The sequence below is a fragment of the Corallococcus sp. EGB genome, assembly GCF_019968905.1.
GTDB lineage: Bacteria > Myxococcota > Myxococcia > Myxococcales > Myxococcaceae > Corallococcus.
This window is the reverse complement of record NZ_CP079946.1, coordinates 6422770-6441320: the sequence shown is the minus strand read 5'-3', so window position 1 is coordinate 6441320 and position 18551 is coordinate 6422770. Positions and strand designations below refer to the sequence as shown.

The window sequence follows — 18551 nt, the reverse complement described above, 5'->3', positions numbered from 1 at the left end:
AACCGTCCGGCTCCTCCGCCCCAGGATTTCTTGAGACACCTCTCTGTGAGGAATAACCTCCCCCTTGTCCGGTGGATGGAAGAAGCAGCAGAAGCAGGACAGGACGTCGGAGCGCGGTCGATTCTCGGCGAAGCGCAAGAAGGAGGCCGTGCTCCGGTTGTTCAAGGGCGAGGAACTCGACGCCCTGTCGCGGGAGCTGGGTGTCACGGCGGCCGTGCTGAGTGAGTGGCGGGAGAAGTTCCTGGCTGGGGGCGAAGCGAACCTCAAGAGCCGCGAGCCGGAAGCAGCGGACGACGAGGTGCTGCGGCTCAAGGCTCCGCGACCATCTCAAGTCCTCGCAATGCAGCGGGCGACCTGATGGGACTGACGTTGGCGAACGTCGAGGGTTCAAAGCCCGTGTTTCAAGCGCAGGAGTACGATGCGGACGGCCTGCTCAAGACCTTCACGGACGCGCAGGGCCGGGCGGTGAGCAATCAGGACTTCAATCGCTTGGGCCAGGCGAAGAAGACGGTGACGTCACTGGCCGGTAACCGTCCGGCCAACGACGTGCCGTGAGGGATTGCCGGGGTAGCGGGGCGCGGCGGACGCTGCTGGGCATGGCGAAGCAGGTGGAGAAGCCGGAGTGGGCGCGCATCGCGGAGGCCTTTGAGGCGAGCGGGCAGACGCAGCGGGAGTTCGCGTTGGCGCACGGCATGCGGCTGAGCACGTTGCAGTCGTGGGTGTACCGGCATCGGCGGTCCGCTCCATCGCGAGCGGAAGCCGTGCGGCTGTTGCCGGTGCGAGTGGCGAGCGCCCCCGCGGCGCCGGAGTCCCTGGTGGTGGTGGCCACGAGCGGAGCGCGGGTGCGATTCGCGGTAGGTACCGACGTCGGTTACGTGGCCCGGCTCGTCGCCGCGTTGGGGCGCTGAAGTGATGTTCGCCCTGCCTGCGTCGGTGCGCGTGGTGCTGGCGATGGAGCCGGTGGACATGCGCAAGTCGATTGACGGCCTCATGGCGCTGGTGCGCACGGCATGGGGCGAGGACGTCTACTCGGGGCACCTCTTCGCCTTCGTCTCCAGGCGGGGCGACCGCATCAAGGTACTGACGTGGAGCCGGGGCGGCTTCGTGCTGCTGTACAAGCGGCTGGAGACGGGCCGCTTCCGGCTGCCGCCGGTGGACGCGGGCGCGCAGGCGGTGACGCTGGACGCCACGCAGTTGGCCATGCTGCTGGACGGCATCGACGTGGCCCAGGTGAGGCGCCAGCCCGCCTGGACGCCTCCCGGGCGTCCGGGCACCTGACGTGCCCGGCCCGGGACACGGCGCGGCGGCGGGGTGTTGAAGCCCGGTGCCCCGTGAGCTTCCCCAAGACCACTTCTGCCCCTGGCGCGAAGAGGCCGAAGAGCTCAAGGAGCGCCTGACGTCGCTGGAGGCGAAGATGGCGGCGCTGGAGCGTCACGTCTTCGGCAGGAGGACGGAGAAGCTGCCGACGGTGGCCGCCGAGTTGCGTGGAGCCACGGACTCGACGGCGGCCCAGGCCGAGGCCGCGAAAGAGAAGCGGCAAGAGAGAGCCGCCCGCAAGGCCGAGGGGGCCCCGGCGCGGGAGATTCGCCACGCGGTGCCGGCCGAGGAGCGCCACTGCCCGGCGTGCGGCAGCGAGGACTTGAGGCCCCTGGGCAAGGGCAAAACCTCGGTGGTGTACGAGTACGTGCCCGCCCGCTTCGAGAAGCAGGTGCACGTGCAGGAGGTGCTGGCGTGCGCGTGCGGCCGGGGCGTCGTCACCGCCCCGCCTCCGGCCCGGGTGGTGGACAGGGGCGAGTACGGCCCGGGCTTCCTCTCCCACGTGGTGACGTCCAAGTGCGCGGACGCCATGCCCCTGCACCGGCTGGCCCAGCGGGTGGAGAGAGGCGGCGTGCCCATGAGTCGCAGCACGCTGACGGACCTCTTCCACCAGGCCGCCTCGGTGCTGCTTCCTCTTTCGCAGCACCTCCTGCAGTGCATTGCGTCCGCGGACGTGGTGTGGGCCGACGAGACGCCCATGCGCGTGCTGGACGTGAAGAAGACACGCCAGGGCTACCTCTGGACCTTCCTCACCCAGACGCCCACGGGCGAGTGGCTCATCGGCTACCGCTTCAGCCTCGGCCGGGCCAGCACGACGCCCGAGGACGTGCTGGGCGGCACCCGGGGCGCCCTCGTCGTGGATGCCTATACCGGCTACAACGCGGTGACGCTGCCCGAAGGGCGCGTCCGCGTCGGGTGTTGGGCGCATGTGCGGCGTCGCTTCTTCGACGCGCTGCCCACCGCGCCCGAGGCCCGCGAGGCCTTGGACTTCATTCTGGCCCTCTACCGGGTGGAGGCGCTGGCCCGCGACGCGGGCGTCGTGCGCACGGACGCGCACCAAGCGCTGCGCCAGCAGCAAAGTCTCCCCGTCCTCACTGCGCTGCGTGCGTGGATGGAATCCCAGGCCCCACGCCACCTGCCCAGGGGCCCCATGGGCCAGGCCCTTTCCTACGCGCTCAAGCAGTGGGACGCCCTGGCGCGTTTCGTCTCTGACGCGCGTCTGCCCTTGGACAACAACCGCTCCGAGGCGGCGCTGCGCAAGGCCGCCCTGGGCCGGAAGAATTTCCTCTTCGTCGGCCACGAGGCCGCAGGGCAGAACCTCGCCGGCCTCTACGCTCTCGTCGCCACCTGCGAGGCCAACCAGGTCAATCCCGAGGCCTACCTCGCGGATGTCCTGTTGCGCGTCCAGACGCACCCGTACTCGCGCATCGGTGAGTTGCTACCTCACGAGTGGATGCGGCGACGCGCCGCTGACCCGCCCGAGTCACCCCTCCAGCCCAGTCCCTGACCAACTCGCTCCTCGCGGCGCTCGCTGAGCACGGTCGTGGTCCGTCTTCAATCCTTCCGGCACGTCACTGGCCGGACGGTTACGCCGTGCAAGCTGCGCTCGCGTTGTACCCAGGCCGCGTCCGGCAGGGGGCGCAGCGTCACGATGGGCGACGATGAGCGGCTCCAGAAGCGCCTGCGCTCACGTCTGCAGTCGCGCACGGGCCGCGCACAACTCCGCGAGCGTGTCGGCGTCGAGCATTGCCTGGCACATCTCGCCAACCGCCAGGGCCCGAAGGCCCGTTACCGAGGCACGCGCCGCAACCTCTTTGACCTCAGGCGAATCGCGGTCGTCCAAAACCTCGAGGTCGCCGCGCGCTATCAGCGCGCGGCGTGACCTAACCTGTTCGGCGCTCTAGCGATCCATTGGGAATGTGGAATTATCTGGCAATACCTACGGAACTTAATCCCTGGCTCTATGCTCGGGACAATCCGCTTTTGTTTACGGACCCGACAGGCGAGAGTAGTTTTGAAGGTTACCCGGGTCACGTGTCTGATTCGATTTGCTGGGTTTGCTTTTGGAAAAGCACTTTCGGCGACAGCGATCCTTGGTGTGATTCTGGGCGCGCCATGGAAGTTGCTTTGGAGGCTGATCGGTGGAGCGCGGAACTGAACTCCAAAGTGGTCGTGGTGACTGCAGGGTGCGCTGTGGCTGGTCCTGCGGGTTGTGTAAAGGGCTTGTCTCTAGGGTTTGGCATGGGCTTCGTGTCGGACATGGGGCAGCAGACCTATGCCAATCCGAATCGTGTCACTTATTGGGATCAGATTGATTACGCACGGTCGTGGAATGCAGGCATCAATGGCGCGACGCTTGGCTCTGCGGGGCAGGCTCTTGGGGCCGCCGGGACGGCTGGTGAACTGACGCTGTCTGTGCTGGGACTTGTTGGCGCGTACGCCGGAATTCACGAAGGCGGAACTCAAATGAGTTACGCGCTCCAGCAGGGCGACTTCGGCAGAGGTCTCTACGGGCTCTCAAATATCACGCTCGGTGTCGTCGCGGCCCATGAGAGCTATCGGACGCTCAAGACGTTTGGTCCCCCAGGAGCAACTGCCGAGAATTTTGTCACTTGGCTCAAGGCCCGGATTGCACCCAATGAGATGGGGGTCACCTCGACTGGGTATGGCATGCCAGTACCCGGAGTCGTTGATGATTTGGCGACGTCCTCTCAACCGGTGCTGATGGCAGGGTCGAAGAGTGCTCAGCAGGAACTCCGCGGCTTGGGCCGGCTAGAGGGGCGTTCGGCAGCATCCATCGAGCGGGACTTGGAAAAGCGCGGGTTCTCCTCCACTGAAGGGAGAGGCGGTGGTAAAGTGTGGACCAAAGAGATGCCGAAAGGGCAAACGGCAGTTGTCCGCATTGACCCGGCCACCGAACGCACGCCTCCGCGAGGATATGCTGACGAGGTGCCACACGCGCATAAGGAGATTGTTCCAACTGCAGAGACAAATAATCGCGGAAACTTTTCAAACAACAGGCGCGCGACGACTCTTGATGATGATGCAAAGAAAACAACAGATCCCGCTAGGGCCCACATTCCGATTCAGCCATGAGCAAGAATGTTGAAGATCAAGACTTCATTCGGCTCGTGGCCGCAGAGTTGATTGAGGATCCACATAGCGCCGACGTGCTGTCGGCGGCTGCTCAGGTCATTAGTGAAGGGGCGGGAGCGTTCCTATTTAAGGCGCTGAAGGACCAAGTCGGGCTTCACGCGCAAGATTATGAGCTCGTGCGACGTGTTATGTCGCTTCTTGAGGCTGCCATGGATGTGGAGCCTTGTGTTGCGGGGTATTTAATGGCGAGGCTTTATCCTCTGGCGGGTCAGGAATATGCGCATGATGTTTATAATGGCATTGAATTGTGGATGCACAATAGTGACTCCATGGCCCTGGCGGATGCCTTGAATGCATTGAGTGAGGAGTCGGTGCGACCAATGCTCAGGAGAAGCTACCGGGAATGGGCGGAAGTGATAAGGAGACGGGCATTGAAGAAAAGTACTGAATAGGGTGTTGGGTGTTGGCGTGGCCCCTGTGGTGCATCTGTTGTGGCTTGTTGTTGAGGGTTCCTTGCTTGCTGTGTCGCGAAGATATTGATGTTGATTTGTTGCGTGTGTTGTGATGGGCGAGTGGTGTGTGCTTGCGTGTTGAGCGATGCCTAATAATCGATTCCTCCAAATGGAGGGGTGGCGTCGCTGTTTCTCCGCACTAAGTAGGTTGGCTCATGTTGCAACAATTCGATGGGGGTTGTAGATGGCGCCGGGATCTTCTCGGTAGGTTGAGCTGCATGATGTGTGATGTGCGGCTTTGTTGGTTTGCTAATCCTACAGCTGTAGTTCGGAAGACTCCGCAGACCTCCTCCTGTTGAAGAAACAGGAGGGGGAGGAGCGAGTCTTTCCATGCAGCAGCCATCGGCTACAGAAGCGCAGGCACCGGAAGTCCGGCTGGTTGGCCGTCTCGCGACGGAACTGGAAGCGGTCGGCGCGTGGCTGCAGCCGCACTTCCGCAGGCGCGAGGCGCATGCCACCGCGGTCGAGTACGTGAAGGCCCTGCTGGGGCGAGCGCAGCGCAAGAATGTGTGGGGCCTTTCGGAGGAGGCCGGGCATCGAGCGCCCTATGCCTTCCAGAACCTGCTGCTGCGTGCGAAGTGGGACGCGGATGCGGTGCGCGACGACGTGCTGGAGTACGCACGCAGGGCGCTGGGGGAAGGCGGCATTCTCGCGGTGGACGAGACGGGCTTCCTGAAGAAGGGAGAGAAGTCCGTGGGCGTCGCGCGCCAGTACACAGGCACTGCGGGCAAGGTGGAGAACGCGCAAGTGGGCGTCTTCCTCTCGGTAACCGTCCGGCCAGTGACGTGCCGGAAGGATTGAAGACGGACCACGACCGTGCTCAGCGGGCGCCGCGAGGAGCGTGAGTTGTTCAGGGACTGGGCTGGAGGGGCGAAGCGGGCGGGTCGGCGGCGCGTCGCCGCCTCCACTCGTGGGGTAGCAGCTCACCGATGCGCGCATTCGGGTGCGTCTGCACCCGCAGCAGGACATCCGCGAGGTACGCCTCGGGATTGACCTGGTTGGCCTCGCAGGTGGCGACGAGGGCGTAGAGGCCCGCGAGGTTCGCGCCCGCGGCCTCATGGCCGACGAAGAGGAAATTCTTCCGGCCCAGGGCGGCCTTGCGCAGCGCGGCCTCGCTACGGTTGTTGTCCAAGGGCAGACGCGCGTCGGAAGAGAAGCGCGTCAGTAACCGTCCGGCCAGTGACGTGCCGGAAGGATTGAAGACGGACCACGACCGTGCTCAGCGAGCGCCGCGAGGAGCGAGTTGGTCAGGGACTGGGCTGGAGGGGTGACTCGGGCGGGTCAGCGGCGCGTCGCCGCATCCACTCGTGAGGTAGCAACTCACCGATGCGCGAGTACGGGTGCGTCTGGACGCGCAACAGGACATCCGCGAGGTAGGCCTCGGGATTGACCTGGTTGGCCTCGCAGGTGGCGACGAGAGCGTAGAGGCCGGCGAGGTTCTGCCCTGCGGCCTCGTGGCCGACGAAGAGGAAATTCTTCCGGCCCAGGGCGGCCTTGCGCAGCGCCGCCTCGGAGCGGTTGTTGTCCAAGGGCAGACGCGCGTCAGAGACGAAACGCGCCAGGGCGTCCCACTGCTTGAGCGCGTAGGAAAGGGCCTGGCCCATGGGGCCCCTGGGCAGGTGGCGTGGGGCCTGGGATTCCATCCACGCACGCAGCGCAGTGAGGACGGGGAGACTTTGCTGCTGGCGCAGCGCTTGGTGCGCGTCCGTGCGCACGACGCCCGCGTCGCGGGCCAGCGCCTCCACCCGGTAGAGGGCCAGAATGAAGTCCAAGGCCTCGCGGGCCTCGGGCGCGGTGGGCAGCGCGTCGAAGAAGCGACGCCGCACATGCGCCCAACACCCGACGCGGACGCGCCCTTCGGGCAGCGTCACCGCGTTGTAGCCGGTATAGGCATCCACGACGAGGGCGCCCCGGGTGCCGCCCAGCACGTCCTCGGGCGTCGTGCTGGCCCGGCCGAGGCTGAAGCGGTAGCCGATGAGCCACTCGCCCGTGGGCGTCTGGGTGAGGAAGGTCCAGAGGTAGCCCTGGCGTGTCTTCTTCACGTCCAGCACGCGCATGGGCGTCTCGTCGGCCCACACCACGTCCGCGGACGCAATGCACTGCAGGAGGTGCTGCGAAAGAGGAAGCAGCACCGAGGCGGCCTGGTGGAAGAGGTCCGTCAGCGTGCTGCGACTCATGGGCACGCCGCCTCTCTCCACCCGCTGGGCCAGCCGGTGCAGGGGCATGGCGTCCGCGCACTTGGACGTCACCACGTGGGAGAGGAAGCCCGGGCCGTACTCGCCCCTGTCCACCACCCGGGCCGGAGGCGGGGCGGTGACGACGCCCCGGCCGCACGCGCACGCCAGCACCTCCTGCACGTGCACCTGCTTCTCGAAGCGGGCGGGCACGTACTCGTACACCACCGAGGTTTTGCCCTTGCCCAGGGGCCTCAAGTCCTCGCTGCCGCACGCCGGGCAGTGGCGCTCCTCGGCCGGCACCGCGTGGCGAATCTCCCGCGCCGGGGCCCCCTCGGCCTTGCGGGCGGCTCTCTCTTGCCGCTTCTCTTTCGCGGCCTCGGCCTGGGCCGCCGTCGAGTCCGTGGCTCCACGCAACTCGGCGGCCACCGTCGGCAGCTTCTCCGTCCTCCTGCCGAAGACGTGACGCTCCAGCGCCGCCATCTTCGCCTCCAGCGACGTCAGGCGCTCCTTGAGCTCTTCGGCCTCTTCGCGCCAGGGGCAGAAGTGGTCTTGGGGAAGCTCACGGGGCACCGGGCTTCAACACCCCGCCGCCGCGCCGTGTCCCGGGCCGGGCACGTCAGGTGCCCGGACGCCCGGGAGGCGTCCAGGCGGGCTGGCGCCTCACCTGGGCCACGTCGATGCCGTCCAGCAGCATGGCCAACTGCGTGGCGTCCAGCGTCACCGCCTGCGCGCCCGCGTCCACCGGCGGCAGCCGGAAGCGGCCCGTCTCCAGCCGCTTGTACAGCAGCACGAAGCCGCCCCGGCTCCACGTCAGTACCTTGATGCGGTCGCCCCGCCTGGAGACGAAGGCGAAGAGGTGCCCCGAGTAGACGTCCTCGCCCCATGCCGTGCGCACCAGCGCCATGAGGCCGTCAATCGACTTGCGCATGTCCACCGGCTCCATCGCCAGCACCACGCGCACCGACGCAGGCAGGGCGAACATCACTTCAGCGCCCCAACGCGGCGACGAGCCGGGCCACGTAACCGACGTCGGTACCTACCGCGAATCGCACCCGCGCTCCGCTCGTGGCCACCACCACCAGGGACTCCGGCGCCGCGGGGGCGCTCGCCACTCGCACCGGCAACAGCCGCACGGCTTCCGCTCGCGATGGAGCGGACCGCCGATGCCGGTACACCCACGACTGCAACGTGCTCAGCCGCATGCCGTGCGCCAACGCGAACTCCCGCTGCGTCTGCCCGCTCGCCTCAAAGGCCTCCGCGATGCGCGCCCACTCCGGCTTCTCCACCTGCTTCGCCATGCCCAGCAGCGTCCGCCGCGCCCCGCTACCCCGGCAATCCCTCACGGCACGTCGTTGGCCGGACGGTTACGCGCGTCAGGGCGTCCCACTGCTTCAGCGCGTAGGAGAGGGCCTGGCCCATGGGGCCCCTGGGCAGGTGGCGTGGGGCCTGGGATTCAATCCACGCACGCAGCGCAGTGAGGACGGGGAGACTTTGCTGCTGGCGCAGCTCGCGGTGCGCGTCGGTGCGCACGACGCCCGCGTCGCGGGCCAGCGCCTCCACCCGGTAGAGGGCCAGAATGAAGTCCAAGGCCTCGCGGGCCTCGGGCGCGGAGGGGAGCGCGTCGAAGAAGCGCCGTCGCACGTGCGCCCAACACCCGACGCGGACGCGCCCTTCGGGCAGCGTCACCGCGTTGTAGCCGGTATAGGCATCCACGACGAGGACGCCCCGGGTGCCGCCCAGGACTTCCTTCGGCGTGGTGCTGGCGCGGCCCAGGCTGAAGCGGTAGCCCAGGAGCCACTGCCCTTCGGGCGTCTGGGTGAGGAAAGTCCAGAGGTAGCCTTGCTTCGTCTTCTTCACGTCCAGCACGCGCACAGGCGTCTCGTCGGCCCACACCACGTCCGCGGCGGCAATGACTTGCAAGAGGTGCTGCGAGAGAGGCCGCAGCACCGAGGCGGCCTGGTGGAAGAGGTCCGTCAGGGTGCTGCGACTCATGGGCACGCCGCCTCTCTCCACCCGCTGGGCCAGCCGGTGCAGGGGCATGGCGTCCGCGCACTTGGTGTCAAGGCTCGGCCAAGCAGGTCGCTGTTCGGTTCGGCCAACCAGGTCCGGACGTGAAGCGCCCAGGAATTGCGACGGAGTGGGCCGCGCGGGTTCGGCCAAACCGGTCCGGCAGGGGCTGCGCCAGGTGTCAGCGTGCGGCAGTCTCGACCTGGGCCGCGCGCGGAGCGCGGGTGCGCTTGGCGGGCGGAGGGTTACGGTAGCTGTCACCCTCGATGGTGAGGACATGGGAGTGGTGCAGCAACCGGTCCATGGCGGCGCTGGCCAGCAGTGCGTCACCAAACAGCGGCGGCCACTCCTCCAAGGCGCGATTGGAGGTGATGCAAGTGGCCGCGCGCTCGTAGCGACGGCGGACAATCTCGTACAAGTCGATGCCCTCCTCACCCGTAAGGGGCCGCAGTCCGAGGTCGTCGACGATGAGCAGGGCTGGCGTGGTGAAGCGCAGGAGGCGACGCTCGTAGCCGTTGTCGGCGCGTGAGGCTCGCAACTGCGTGAGCATGTCGTGGGCGCTCACGTAGAGGACGGCGTGGCCGGCGCGGCAAGCTCGCTGCCCCAGCGCCTGGGCGAGGTGACTCTTGCCGACGCCCGCCGGGCCCACCACCAGCACATTCTCTTGCCGCTCGACAAAGGCGCAGGTGCCCAGCTCCAGCACCTTGGTGCGAGGGACGGAGGTGTTGAAGGAGAAGTCGAAGTCCTCCAGGGTGCTGGGCCGCTCGAAGGCGGCACGGCGCATGCGCACGTCCAATTGCTTGCCGTCGCGGCGCTCCACCTCGTCGGCCAGGAGTCGGTAGAGGAATTCCGTCAGCGACAGGTTGGCGTCGGCCGCCTCGCGGCAGCGCACCTCGAGGGACTGCAGCAGCCCGGACAGGCGCAGCTTCTTCAGCACGGGGACGAGCTCGTCATAGGTACTCATGCGGCGGGACACTCCTTGAGCGGGGTGGGACTGCAGGGACAGCGAGGAGGGGGCGCTAACGCAGCAGCAGCGTGCGCACGTCGCGCGCGTAGCGGGGCGCCGGCGACGCAGCCGTGGCGGCGGGCGTGGCGAGGGCCAGGTGCCCGTCCTGGGGCAACGGCTGCAAGTCCAGGCCGCGGCGCAGGATGTCCTTGAGGCCCTGGTAGCGCAGGTTGCCGAAGTGCAGCGCCCGGCGGCACGCGGCCTCGGCCCGCTCGCGCGGGAAGCCCTCCAGGTGCACCACCATGGCCTGCACGCAGCGCAGCTGGCTGAGGACGTCATCGGCGTCGAAGACGGCGCGCACGTACGCCTCGGTGTGCGGGCCCAGCCGGGCCGCCCGTGTCTCCCAGTGGCCGCGGCTGCGGTGGCGCAGGGCCGCGCGCGCCTCGGGCAGGTGGGACTCCACGGTGCTGCGGTGGCCCTCGCCGCGCAGCGGGTGGGTGGCCACGCGCTCGTCCTGGGCGTACACGCGCACGTCGTAGGCCGTGACGCACAGCCAGACGCGCTGGCCGATGAGACGCCACGGCACTGAGTACAGCCGTCGGCCGTACATGACGTGGGCGTCGCGGTGCACGCGGGCCTCGTGCCACACCTCGGGCGCCCACGCGGCCGCCGGTAGCGCACGCAGCGCCTCGGCTTCGGCCTGCTGGAAGAGGAGGCGCGGCTGACGCCCCGTCGTGCCGTGCACGCGCACCGACGCCACGTCCCGCAGCCAGCGCTGCAGTGCGGCCTCGCACTCGCGCGCGTCCTCTCCGGCCCTCCCGGCGAAGAAGTTGCCTTTCACGTAGCGCACGCCCGCCTCCACCTTGCCTTTCTTCTCAGGGGCGCGAGGAGGGGCCGGGTCGACGATGAAGCCGTAGTGGCGCGCCAGCGCGCGGTAGCTGCGCTGCAGGGCCCGCTCCCCGTCCACCCCGAAAGCAGCGCGCACCACCGCCGCCTTGAGGTTGTCGGGCACCACGCACCGGGGCACCCCGCCAAAGTACGTGAAGGCGGCCTCGTGGCAGCGCAGCCACGTCTCCACACGCTGGTCGAAAACCACCGTGGCGAAGAGGTGGCGGCTGTAGCCGAGCACCCTGACGAACACCCAGGCGCGACGCAGAGTCCCTGCGTCTGCGTCGTACAATCGGCCCACTTCACCGAAGTCCACCTGCGCGACTTCGCCTGGGGCCGTCTCCACGGGGATGGCGACGTCCTCTTCACTCACGCCCTGGGCCCGACGCACGCTGCCCACCAGGCGCTTGACGGCCGAGAGGCTGCCTGCCGGCACCCCCGCCTCCATCTGCAACCGGGTGAAGATGGCCTGTGGCTGCAGTCCCTTCGCCACCCACGCTTCCACCTGGGCGCGGTGTGCCTCCAGGCTGGACGTTTGCTGGGGCGCTGGCGGGGCCGCGGGCCGCCCCGCCAGCACTGCGGCCTTGAGCACCTCGAGCTCGGGCAGCACCTGCACGTCGCCTCGCAGCAGCCCCGCCGCTTCCAGCACGCGCCGATAGCTGCGCTCCACGTCCACGCCCATGCGCAGCACCCGGGCCACTTGCCGCGCGGGCGTGCCCAGGCGGTGCAACCGCACCAATTCCTGCAGCCGGTCCATCTCCACTCTCCGGTTACTCACGCCACTTCCCTTTCCAAGGGAAGCCAGCGTGGCCTGTCGGCGGGACGCCCGGGGGACCGGGTTGGCCGAACCGGTGCGGACCGGTTTGGCCGAACTCACCCCGACCGGGTTCGCCGAACTCCGGAGGACCTGTTACGCCGAGCTACGACACACTTGGACGTCACCACGTGGGAGAGAAAGCCCGGGCCGTACTCGCCCCTGTCCACCACCCGGGCCGGAGGCGGGGCGGTGACGACGCCCCGGCCGCACGCGCACGCCAGCACCTCCTGCACGTGCACCTGCTTCTCGAAGCGGGCGGGCACGTACTCGTACACCACCGAGGTTTTGCCCTTGCCCAGGGGCCTCAAGTCCTCGCTGCCGCACGCCGGGCAGTGGCGCTCCTCGGCCGGCACCGCGTGGCGAATCTCCCGCGCCGGGGCCCCCTCGGCCTTGCGGGCGGCTCTCTCTTGCCGCTTCTCTTTCGCGGCCTCGGCCTGGGCCGCCGTCGAGTCCGTGGCTCCACGCAACTCGGCGGCCACCGTCGGCAGCTTCTCCGTCCTCCTGCCGAAGACGTGACGCTCCAGCGCCGCCATCTTCGCCTCCAGCGACGTCAGGCGCTCCTTGAGCTCTTCGGCCTCTTCGCGCCAGGGGCAGAAGTGGTCTTGGGGAAGCTCACGGGGCACCGGGCTTCAACACCCCGCCGCCGCGCCGTGTCCCGGGCCGGGCACGTCAGGTGCCCGGACGCCCGGGAGGCGTCCAGGCGGGCTGGCGCCTCACCTGGGCCACGTCGATGCCGTCCAGCAGCATGGCCAACTGCGTGGCGTCCAGCGTCACCGCCTGCGCGCCCGCGTCCACCGGCGGCAGCCGGAAGTGGCCCGTCTCCAGCCGCTTGTACAGCAGCACGAAGCCGCCCCGGCTCCACGTCAGTACCTTGATGCGGTCGCCCCGCCTGGAGACGAAGGCGAAGAGGTGCCCCGAGTAGACGTCCTCGCCCCATGCGCCGCGCACCAGCGCCATGAGGCCGTCAATCGACTTGCGCATGTCCACCGGCTCCACCGCCAGCACCACGCGCACCGACGCAGGCAGGGCGAACATCGCTTCAGCGCCCCAACGCGGCGACGAGCCGGGCCACGTACGCCACGTCGGTGCCTACCGCGAATCGCACCCGCGCTCCGCTCGTGGCCACCACCTCCAGCAGGGACTCCGGCGCCGCGGGGGCGCTCGCCACTCGCACCGGCAACAGCCGCACGGCTTCCGCTCGCGATGGAGCGGACCGCCGATGCCGGTACACCCACGACTGCAACGTGCTCAGCCGCATGCCGTGCGCCAACGCGAACTCCCGCTGCGTCTGCCCGCTCGCCTCAAAGGCCTCCGCGATGCGCGCCCACTCCGGCTTCTCCACCTGCTTCGCCATGCCCAGCAGCGTCCGCCGCGCCCCGCTACCCCAGCAATCCCTCACGGCACGTCGTTGGCCGGACGGTTACGAGCAGCGCGGAAGCGGCGGCAAGACCTACGGCTGGGATGCGGCAGGGCGTCTGACGAAGGTGACGGTCGTTCCCGAAATGCAAGGGGAGGGCGGCAGCGTCACGACGCAATACCAGTACGGCTGGGACGGCCTGCGCGTGGAGAGGACGACGGGTGCTCGGACGTCGACATACCTATGGGCCGGTGGCGCGCTGGTGGAGGAACGCTTGGCAGGACAGCCCGCGCTGCTCTACACTCACGGCGGAGGGATGGCAGTAGCGGTGGGCGCCGAACGGATTGCTCATGATGGTTTGGGCAGTGCGGTGGGGCGCTACGCGGCCGACGCAAGTAGCCAGCACCGGTATGACGCCTGGGGTAATTATCGCGACGATACGGCTCCAGCATCCACTCAGTCCAGCCTCGGATACACGGGGCACGCGTGGGATGCGGAAGCGGGACTGACGTACGCCCAGCAGCGTTGGTATGACTCGGTGACAGGAAGGTTCTTGTCGCAAGATCCGACTGCGGCGGACGCTTTCCTGGCTACTCCAAATGAGTTGGGTCCTTGGCTCTATGTTCGCGGGAATCCGCTCAGATATACCGACCCTCAAGGAACATGTATTTGGAGGGGAAGTTGCTGGAGTGCGATGGGTGAAAGTATTAACGGGGCGGCTGTTGGTTTTGTCAATGGCTCGATGTGGCTTTCTCGACCGCTGGTTAAAGACCTGACTACACTCTTCTCTGACGAGACTGTTGTTCTAGGTGCTTTTAACGAGGACTGGAGTTACGACAGGTCGCGCAAACGTAGGATTGAGCAAGAGTGGGCCAGGCTTGCCACGTTGGATTATCTGTCGAATGGGCCGGAATATGCGTTTAAGATGTCAATTGTCACCACCGGTGACGACTTCAAGGAGACGGCTAGTTACTGCTATTTGGCTGAGACTAGCGTTCTGACGGAGGAGTTTACTCGTGCGTGTGGCAAAAAACTGCCCGCAACGGCGCTGACAGTCGTTGATTCTCTCCTGGAAACTCATGGTGCGAGGGTTAGTATTGAACGTGCGCTTGCGAATCTTGCGAACTTCAATCATCCTGGCCCACCTTTGGTTCACGCAGGTATTCCCAAGGGCTCCCTGAGCACGCTTGAGGGCGTAGAAACTCTGGCGGATTCTTCTCAGCCCCTGCAGATGGGTAAGAATAGGCCGTGGAAGGGAGCTGCCGAACACAAGGCAAAAAATCTCCCACCTAAAAAGCCTAAGAACGTAACCCAGCCACCCTATGAGGGGGCGGTTGATCATGATGTGTATGATCCTGCTACCGGAAACAGAATCACTGATATTGATCGTATTGAGGAGGGAGTCCTTTGGGAGAGGAAGTCGGCTGGTGGTGGCATGGAGCCAGACCCTGCTGCGTGGGCAGAACGACACCTCTTTGGAGAGGACGGGAAAATTGAGAAATATATCATGGCAAGACGGCAATTGCCGGGATATGAAAACGCTCCTGTGGGGTTGGATTTTACAGATCCGGTTACGCCTGAGTTTAGGAGTGCTATCGAGGCTGCTGTAGATGTTCTTCGGGAACAGTATCCAAATGTCGAAATACGGATTCGATGGAGGTAGATGTGGGGGTGCTTTTCCAGTGGCAAGATAGTGTGGTGTGGAATCCATCGCTTAGAATGGCTCGGCTTTTTGTTTCTCAGGTGCGAGCCTTGGAGGAGGCGGTGGGGATTGAGAGTGGTGTTGGTGAGATTGTTTCTGATGAAGTGGAGATTGATCCTGTGCTGCTTGGGGCATTTGTCTTGGCGCTCGTGAAACAGTTGGATTCAGGGATGAGTGAGACGGCCAAGAGCCTAATGGGGGGGGGGTTTGCGATCGCGTACGGAATTCTTGTGGCTTGTGTTCCGAAGGTTGTGTTTTTGATGAAGGAGGATACGAGGCGTCTTGCGCGCAGGGGAGAGGTGCTGGTGTCTGGTGAATATTGGGTGGGGCCTATTTATGAGGGGCTTGTTGATTGATGTAGTGACGCTGTTTCGGTGGGGTTGGTTGAGATTTGCTATGTTGATCGATCGCGCTTTCTAGAGTCGAAAACGAAGGCCCGGGCCAGCGCGTCCCTCGCGCCAACCCGGGCCTCAATCCCATCCAGATGAATCAGCGACCTACGACTTCTTCACGTCGTAGGACAGCAGCTCCTCCAGCCGTTCGCCCTCCTCGCGGACCTTGCCCACGCCGGGAACCAGCCAGTAGGTGCGTGACTTCTCCTCCTTCACCTCGCCGTTCTTTTTCAGCTTGTCGCGCAGGACCTTGATGGCATTGGTGAACGTGCCCGCGGGCGTCGTCACCGTGACGTCCTTCTCCAGCACCTTCCAGACGTACTTCGGGTCCTTCCCCTCCGTTCCGCCCGCCGCGTAGGTGATCAGCTCCCGCACCTGGTCCTGGTGCTCCCAGGGCACGGAGGCCGGCATCGTCGCCAGGGACTTCATCATCGCCGGGGACCAGGTCGTCGCCTTCGAGGGCAGCCCGTCCAGGATGTCCTCCTCGCGCAGGCGCACCACCAGCCCGTTGGTCAGCTCCAACTGCCAGGAGTTCTCTTCGTAGACCGTGCCGGACTTCGTGCGGTCCTGCCGGCTGTGCACCTTCACCGCGGACATCGTCGTGCCCGGCACCGTCTCCGGGCCCTGCACCGTCACCACCTTGTTGAAGACGCCTTCCACGTCGTCGGTGATGCGGTAGGTCCACGTGGAGCCCGTGGTCAGCGGCCAGAGCGTCGTCATCTCCGCCTGTTGATCCGGCTTCGTGCCGCCGCCCTTGTCGGGGTCCACCGCGTTGCCAGGCAGGTCCACTGAACCGTCCGGATTCGTCGTGGGCGCGCCCGGATCATTCCCCTTGGGCAGACTGCCTCCGCCACCCCCACAGGCGGCGAGCGCCCCGCATGCCGCGAACAGCACCGCCAGCTTCCTGAACTTCATACCAGCTCCTCCCGCGCGCCCTTCGCGCTCACCGCCGTCCACCGCAGGCCCCGCAAGGGCGCCCCTTCCGTCCGTCCCAATGCCGCCGCCAGGCTTCCAGGCTCCGGCTCCTCCACTTCCAGCTCCACCCGCCGCGCGGAGAAGTCCATCGCGCAGCTCTTCACCAGCACGTTGCGCTCCCCCAGCGCCGCCCTCAGCGTGGCCTCCGCGCACACCAGGTCGTCCGCCTGCGCGGACACCACCAGCCGCTGCTTCGCGTCCTTCGTCGCCATGGCCTTCTTCTCGAACAGGTCCAGCAAGAAGAGCAGCGTCGCCACGAACCCCGTGCCCACGAGCGCCACCACCAGGTTCCCGTGGCCACACGCCATGCCCAGGCCAATCACCAGGAACAGGATGGCCGCGTCCCTCGGGTCCTTCAGCCCCGAGCGGAACCGCACGAACCCGCCCAGGCCCACCAGCCCGAACGCCTTCGCCACGCTGTTGCCAATCACCGCCGTAATCACCGCCGCCGCCGCGCAGAGCAGGATCTGCGCCTGCACCATCTCCACCTTCGGCAGCGGCTTGCCCGTCAACATCCGCCACGGCCGCGACGACAACAGCGCGCCAATCAGCGCCGCCGCCACCAGCCGGGGGAGGATGGACCCCATCGACAGGGCCGACAGCTCCTGCTCCACGTCCTGGAACAACGCTCCGAATGGACCCTCCATGGACGTCATGCCTCCTGCCGCCCGGCGTCCACGCTCAGCATCTCCGCCAGGGCCCGCGCCGGCCGCTGCGCGTGCTCCAGCGCCCGGGCGTGCGCCACCACCGCGTACGCGTTGCGCAGCACCGGCAGCTTCCCGGGCTGCTCCTCCAGGATGCGGTCCAGCAGCGCCCGCGTCTCCGCCACCAGCGGCAGCCCCCTCATCGACGACACCACCGTCGCCGGCCACCGGCGCGCCGCGGAGGCCCGCAGCTTCCACGCGCGCGGCGAGTCCATCCCGTCCACGGAGTCCAACGCCTCCTTGGTGGACTGCACACCCCGCTCGCGCATCGCCCAGGCCCGCGGCGTGTCCACGCCCGTCAGCGAGCGCAGCACCAGCTTCAGCGCTCCCTTCTCCAGTTGCTCGCGCAACCCCACCGCCACCGGCGTCTCCAGCCCCGTGGTGCTCTTCAGCACCGCCAGCCGGTCGTGCGGAATCAGCGCCTCGCGCAGGGCCTCCGCGCGCTCCGTGGTCAGGCCGCCCAGGCTGCGCGCCACCTCCGTGTACAGCTTGCGCTGCATGCCCGCCTCGCGGAGCACCCAGGACTCCTCGCCGTCCACGCCGGCCAGGCCCAGCAGCACCGCCGCCAGGTGCCCGTCCCTCACGCCGCGCTCGCGCAGCGCCCACGCTTCCGGCGAGTCCTGGCGCTTGAGCCCCTCCAGCACCGCCGCCGGCGCCGGGGCGTACAGCCGCTGCCGCAGCGCGTGCGAGCGCGGCGACGTCACGAACCCCAGACCCTCCGCCACGTCCACCGGCACACTTGGCGCCAGCACCTCGCGCAGCGTCCACGACGTGTCGTCATCCAGTCCATTCAGGCTGCGAGCGACCAGCCCCGGCAACCGCTCCGCGTACGCCACCCGGCGCTGGTGCGCGGGCAGCCCCGGAATGCCGTTGAGCAGCCACGCCGCCAGCTGCGGCTCGCGCGCCTCCAGGCCGTCCACCGCCCGGAAGAACCGCTCCTCCACGTCGTCCACCGACGCCACGCCCGGCATCGGCGGGGGAGGGGCGGGGACCAGCCGCTGCACCGGCTGCTCGCGGCCCTCCAGCCGCGCCACCACGGCCTCCACCAGGCGCTGCTCCAGCACTCGCAGCGGCTGATCATTGTTCTCCAGGATGATCCACCGCGCCGGATCCTTCCGGGCCTGCGCCAGGAACGCCTCACGCACGCGCACCGCCAGCCCCGCGCCGACGAGGCCCTTGCGGCTGTCCGCGTCGTTCACCTTGCCGCTCTGCACCTTGCCCAGCCGCTTGCGCAGCCGCGCGAGATCCGGGTCCACGTCCACCAGGATGACCAGGTCCGGCCACAGCCCCTGCGACGCCAGCTCGCACGCGGGCAACAGCTGCGCCTCCTTCAGGCCCCGCCCACCGCCCGTCAGCGCGAGCTGCGAGTACAGATACCGGTCGGTGATGCACACCTCGCCCCGCTTCAGCGCGGGCGCGATGACCTCCTCCAACTGCTGCGCGTCGCGGGCCAGGTTCAGGAAGAACTCAGCGCGTGGACTCATCTCCAACAGCTTCGCGTCGCGCGTCAGCTCGCGGATGCGCCGCGCGGTGGGCGACTGCAGCTCGCCCCCCTCGCGTGCGTGCGCGACCTTGTAGCCCAGCCGCTTCAGCCGGGACGCGAGCAGGTTGGACAGCGTCGTCTTGCCGCTGCCGTCAATGCCTTCGAAATCGATGAACAC

Annotated in this window: 23 protein-coding genes and 2 pseudogenes; 12 read left to right on the top strand and 13 right to left on the bottom strand. The window is 67.3% G+C overall.

The genetic code is table 11. From position 1 onward, the window contains the following. Nucleotides 1-64 precede the first annotated feature (64 nt). The 9 genes from KYK13_RS26500 (at nucleotide 65) to KYK13_RS26460 (ending at nucleotide 5726) form a co-directional block, all read left to right on the top strand. On the top strand, nucleotides 65-358 hold the full coding sequence (locus KYK13_RS26500; RefSeq protein ID WP_223634916.1) for a helix-turn-helix domain-containing protein: 294 nt from the start codon (nucleotides 65-67) through the stop codon (nucleotides 356-358). Continuing rightward, nucleotides 358-555 (top strand): hypothetical protein, encoded by a 198-nt coding sequence (locus tag KYK13_RS26495; RefSeq protein ID WP_223634913.1) that lies wholly within the window; start codon nucleotides 358-360, stop codon nucleotides 553-555. The genes KYK13_RS26500 and KYK13_RS26495 overlap by 1 nt, the downstream gene beginning before the upstream one ends. Before the next feature lie 41 nt (nucleotides 556-596). Next, entirely contained in the window at nucleotides 597-908 is a 312-nt protein-coding gene (locus KYK13_RS26490; RefSeq protein ID WP_223634902.1) for an IS66 family insertion sequence element accessory protein TnpB, read from the top strand. Nucleotides 909-912: 4 nt separating this feature from the next. Next, complete coding sequence (gene tnpB, locus KYK13_RS26485) at nucleotides 913-1278, top strand: IS66 family insertion sequence element accessory protein TnpB (protein WP_223634903.1); 366 nt, start codon at nucleotides 913-915, stop codon at nucleotides 1276-1278. Nucleotides 1279-1324: 46 nt separating this feature from the next. Then, entirely contained in the window at nucleotides 1325-2824 is a 1500-nt protein-coding gene (locus KYK13_RS26480) for an IS66 family transposase (protein ID WP_223634905.1), read from the top strand. 24 nt (nucleotides 2825-2848) lie between these two features. Further along, nucleotides 2849-3199: a transposase gene (locus KYK13_RS26475; protein ID WP_255654399.1), complete on the top strand. Its 351-nt coding sequence runs from the start codon at nucleotides 2849-2851 to the stop codon at nucleotides 3197-3199. Between the two features lie 35 nt (nucleotides 3200-3234). Beyond that, entirely contained in the window at nucleotides 3235-4413 is a 1179-nt protein-coding gene (locus KYK13_RS26470) for a hypothetical protein (protein WP_223634911.1), read from the top strand. Further along, the gene (locus KYK13_RS26465) at nucleotides 4410-4865 is read left to right on the top strand and encodes a hypothetical protein (protein WP_223634909.1); all 456 of its coding nucleotides are present in this window, start codon (nucleotides 4410-4412) and stop codon (nucleotides 4863-4865) included. The genes KYK13_RS26470 and KYK13_RS26465 overlap by 4 nt, the downstream gene beginning before the upstream one ends. A 390-nt stretch (nucleotides 4866-5255) precedes the next feature. Then, nucleotides 5256-5726 (top strand): transposase, encoded by a 471-nt coding sequence (locus tag KYK13_RS26460; protein ID WP_223634907.1) that lies wholly within the window; start codon nucleotides 5256-5258, stop codon nucleotides 5724-5726. A 49-nt stretch (nucleotides 5727-5775) separates the two neighbouring features. On the opposite strand, the pseudogene KYK13_RS26455 reads toward KYK13_RS26460, so the two are convergent. The 10 genes and pseudogenes from KYK13_RS26455 to KYK13_RS26410 all read right to left on the bottom strand — a co-directional run. After that, nucleotides 5776-6090: pseudogene (locus KYK13_RS26455) on the bottom strand (transposase domain-containing protein); the annotation flags it as partial. Between the two features lie 82 nt (nucleotides 6091-6172). Next, nucleotides 6173-7672, bottom strand: a complete 1500-nt coding sequence (locus KYK13_RS26450; RefSeq protein ID WP_223634905.1) for an IS66 family transposase — start codon at nucleotides 7670-7672, stop codon at nucleotides 6173-6175. Nucleotides 7673-7718: 46 nt separating this feature from the next. Then, entirely contained in the window at nucleotides 7719-8084 is a 366-nt protein-coding gene (tnpB, locus tag KYK13_RS26445; RefSeq protein WP_223634903.1) for an IS66 family insertion sequence element accessory protein TnpB, read from the bottom strand. A gap of 4 nt (nucleotides 8085-8088) precedes the next feature. Then, nucleotides 8089-8400, bottom strand: a complete 312-nt coding sequence (locus tag KYK13_RS26440; RefSeq protein WP_223634902.1) for an IS66 family insertion sequence element accessory protein TnpB — start codon at nucleotides 8398-8400, stop codon at nucleotides 8089-8091. Between the two features lie 25 nt (nucleotides 8401-8425). Beyond that, a complete protein-coding gene (locus tag KYK13_RS26435) occupies nucleotides 8426-9388 on the bottom strand; it encodes an IS66 family transposase (RefSeq protein ID WP_223634901.1) in 963 nt (320 codons plus the stop codon). Then, nucleotides 9291-10073 carry an IS21-like element helper ATPase IstB gene (istB, locus tag KYK13_RS26430; protein WP_223634900.1) on the bottom strand — a complete coding sequence of 261 codons (783 nt, stop codon included), beginning with the start codon at nucleotides 10071-10073 and terminating at the stop codon, nucleotides 9291-9293. Before istB ends, KYK13_RS26435 begins: the two co-directional genes overlap by 98 nt. Nucleotides 10074-10128: 55 nt before the next feature. Then, entirely contained in the window at nucleotides 10129-11721 is a 1593-nt protein-coding gene (gene istA, locus KYK13_RS26425) for an IS21 family transposase (RefSeq protein WP_223634898.1), read from the bottom strand. Nucleotides 11722-11816: 95 nt separating this feature from the next. Beyond that, the gene (locus KYK13_RS26420) at nucleotides 11817-12383 is read right to left on the bottom strand and encodes an IS66 family transposase zinc-finger binding domain-containing protein (protein WP_223634896.1); all 567 of its coding nucleotides are present in this window, start codon (nucleotides 12381-12383) and stop codon (nucleotides 11817-11819) included. A 46-nt stretch (nucleotides 12384-12429) separates the two neighbouring features. After that, the gene (tnpB, locus tag KYK13_RS26415) at nucleotides 12430-12795 is read right to left on the bottom strand and encodes an IS66 family insertion sequence element accessory protein TnpB (protein WP_223634894.1); all 366 of its coding nucleotides are present in this window, start codon (nucleotides 12793-12795) and stop codon (nucleotides 12430-12432) included. A 4-nt stretch (nucleotides 12796-12799) separates the two neighbouring features. Beyond that, nucleotides 12800-13114 (bottom strand): IS66 family insertion sequence element accessory protein TnpB, encoded by a 315-nt coding sequence (locus KYK13_RS26410; RefSeq protein WP_223634892.1) that lies wholly within the window; start codon nucleotides 13112-13114, stop codon nucleotides 12800-12802. Between KYK13_RS26410 and KYK13_RS39375 the strand changes: the two are divergent. From KYK13_RS39375 to KYK13_RS26395, 3 genes and pseudogenes are all read left to right on the top strand, one after another. Continuing rightward, nucleotides 13017-13766, top strand: a pseudogene (locus tag KYK13_RS39375) (RHS repeat-associated core domain-containing protein); the annotation flags it as partial. The gene KYK13_RS26410 and the pseudogene KYK13_RS39375 sit on opposite strands and share 98 nt — an antisense overlap. A 45-nt stretch (nucleotides 13767-13811) precedes the next feature. Continuing rightward, nucleotides 13812-14780 carry a hypothetical protein gene (locus KYK13_RS26400; RefSeq protein ID WP_223646959.1) on the top strand — a complete coding sequence of 323 codons (969 nt, stop codon included), beginning with the start codon at nucleotides 13812-13814 and terminating at the stop codon, nucleotides 14778-14780. Nucleotides 14781-14788: 8 nt separating this feature from the next. Further along, nucleotides 14789-15175 carry a DUF6086 family protein gene (locus KYK13_RS26395; RefSeq protein WP_223634888.1) on the top strand — a complete coding sequence of 129 codons (387 nt, stop codon included), beginning with the start codon at nucleotides 14789-14791 and terminating at the stop codon, nucleotides 15173-15175. 141 nt (nucleotides 15176-15316) lie between these two features. On the opposite strand, the gene KYK13_RS26390 is transcribed toward KYK13_RS26395, so the two are convergent. Genes KYK13_RS26390 through tmk form a run of 3 tightly spaced genes read right to left on the bottom strand, consistent with a single transcriptional unit; the run spans nucleotide 15317 to nucleotide 18551 of the window. Next, complete coding sequence (locus KYK13_RS26390; protein ID WP_223634887.1) at nucleotides 15317-16126, bottom strand: hypothetical protein; 810 nt, start codon at nucleotides 16124-16126, stop codon at nucleotides 15317-15319. After that, a complete protein-coding gene (locus KYK13_RS26385; RefSeq protein ID WP_223634885.1) occupies nucleotides 16123-16833 on the bottom strand; it encodes a DUF4956 domain-containing protein in 711 nt (236 codons plus the stop codon). The genes KYK13_RS26390 and KYK13_RS26385 overlap by 4 nt, the downstream gene beginning before the upstream one ends. A gap of 5 nt (nucleotides 16834-16838) precedes the next feature. Beyond that, a complete protein-coding gene (gene tmk / locus KYK13_RS26380; protein WP_223634884.1) occupies nucleotides 16839-18551 on the bottom strand; it encodes a dTMP kinase in 1713 nt (570 codons plus the stop codon).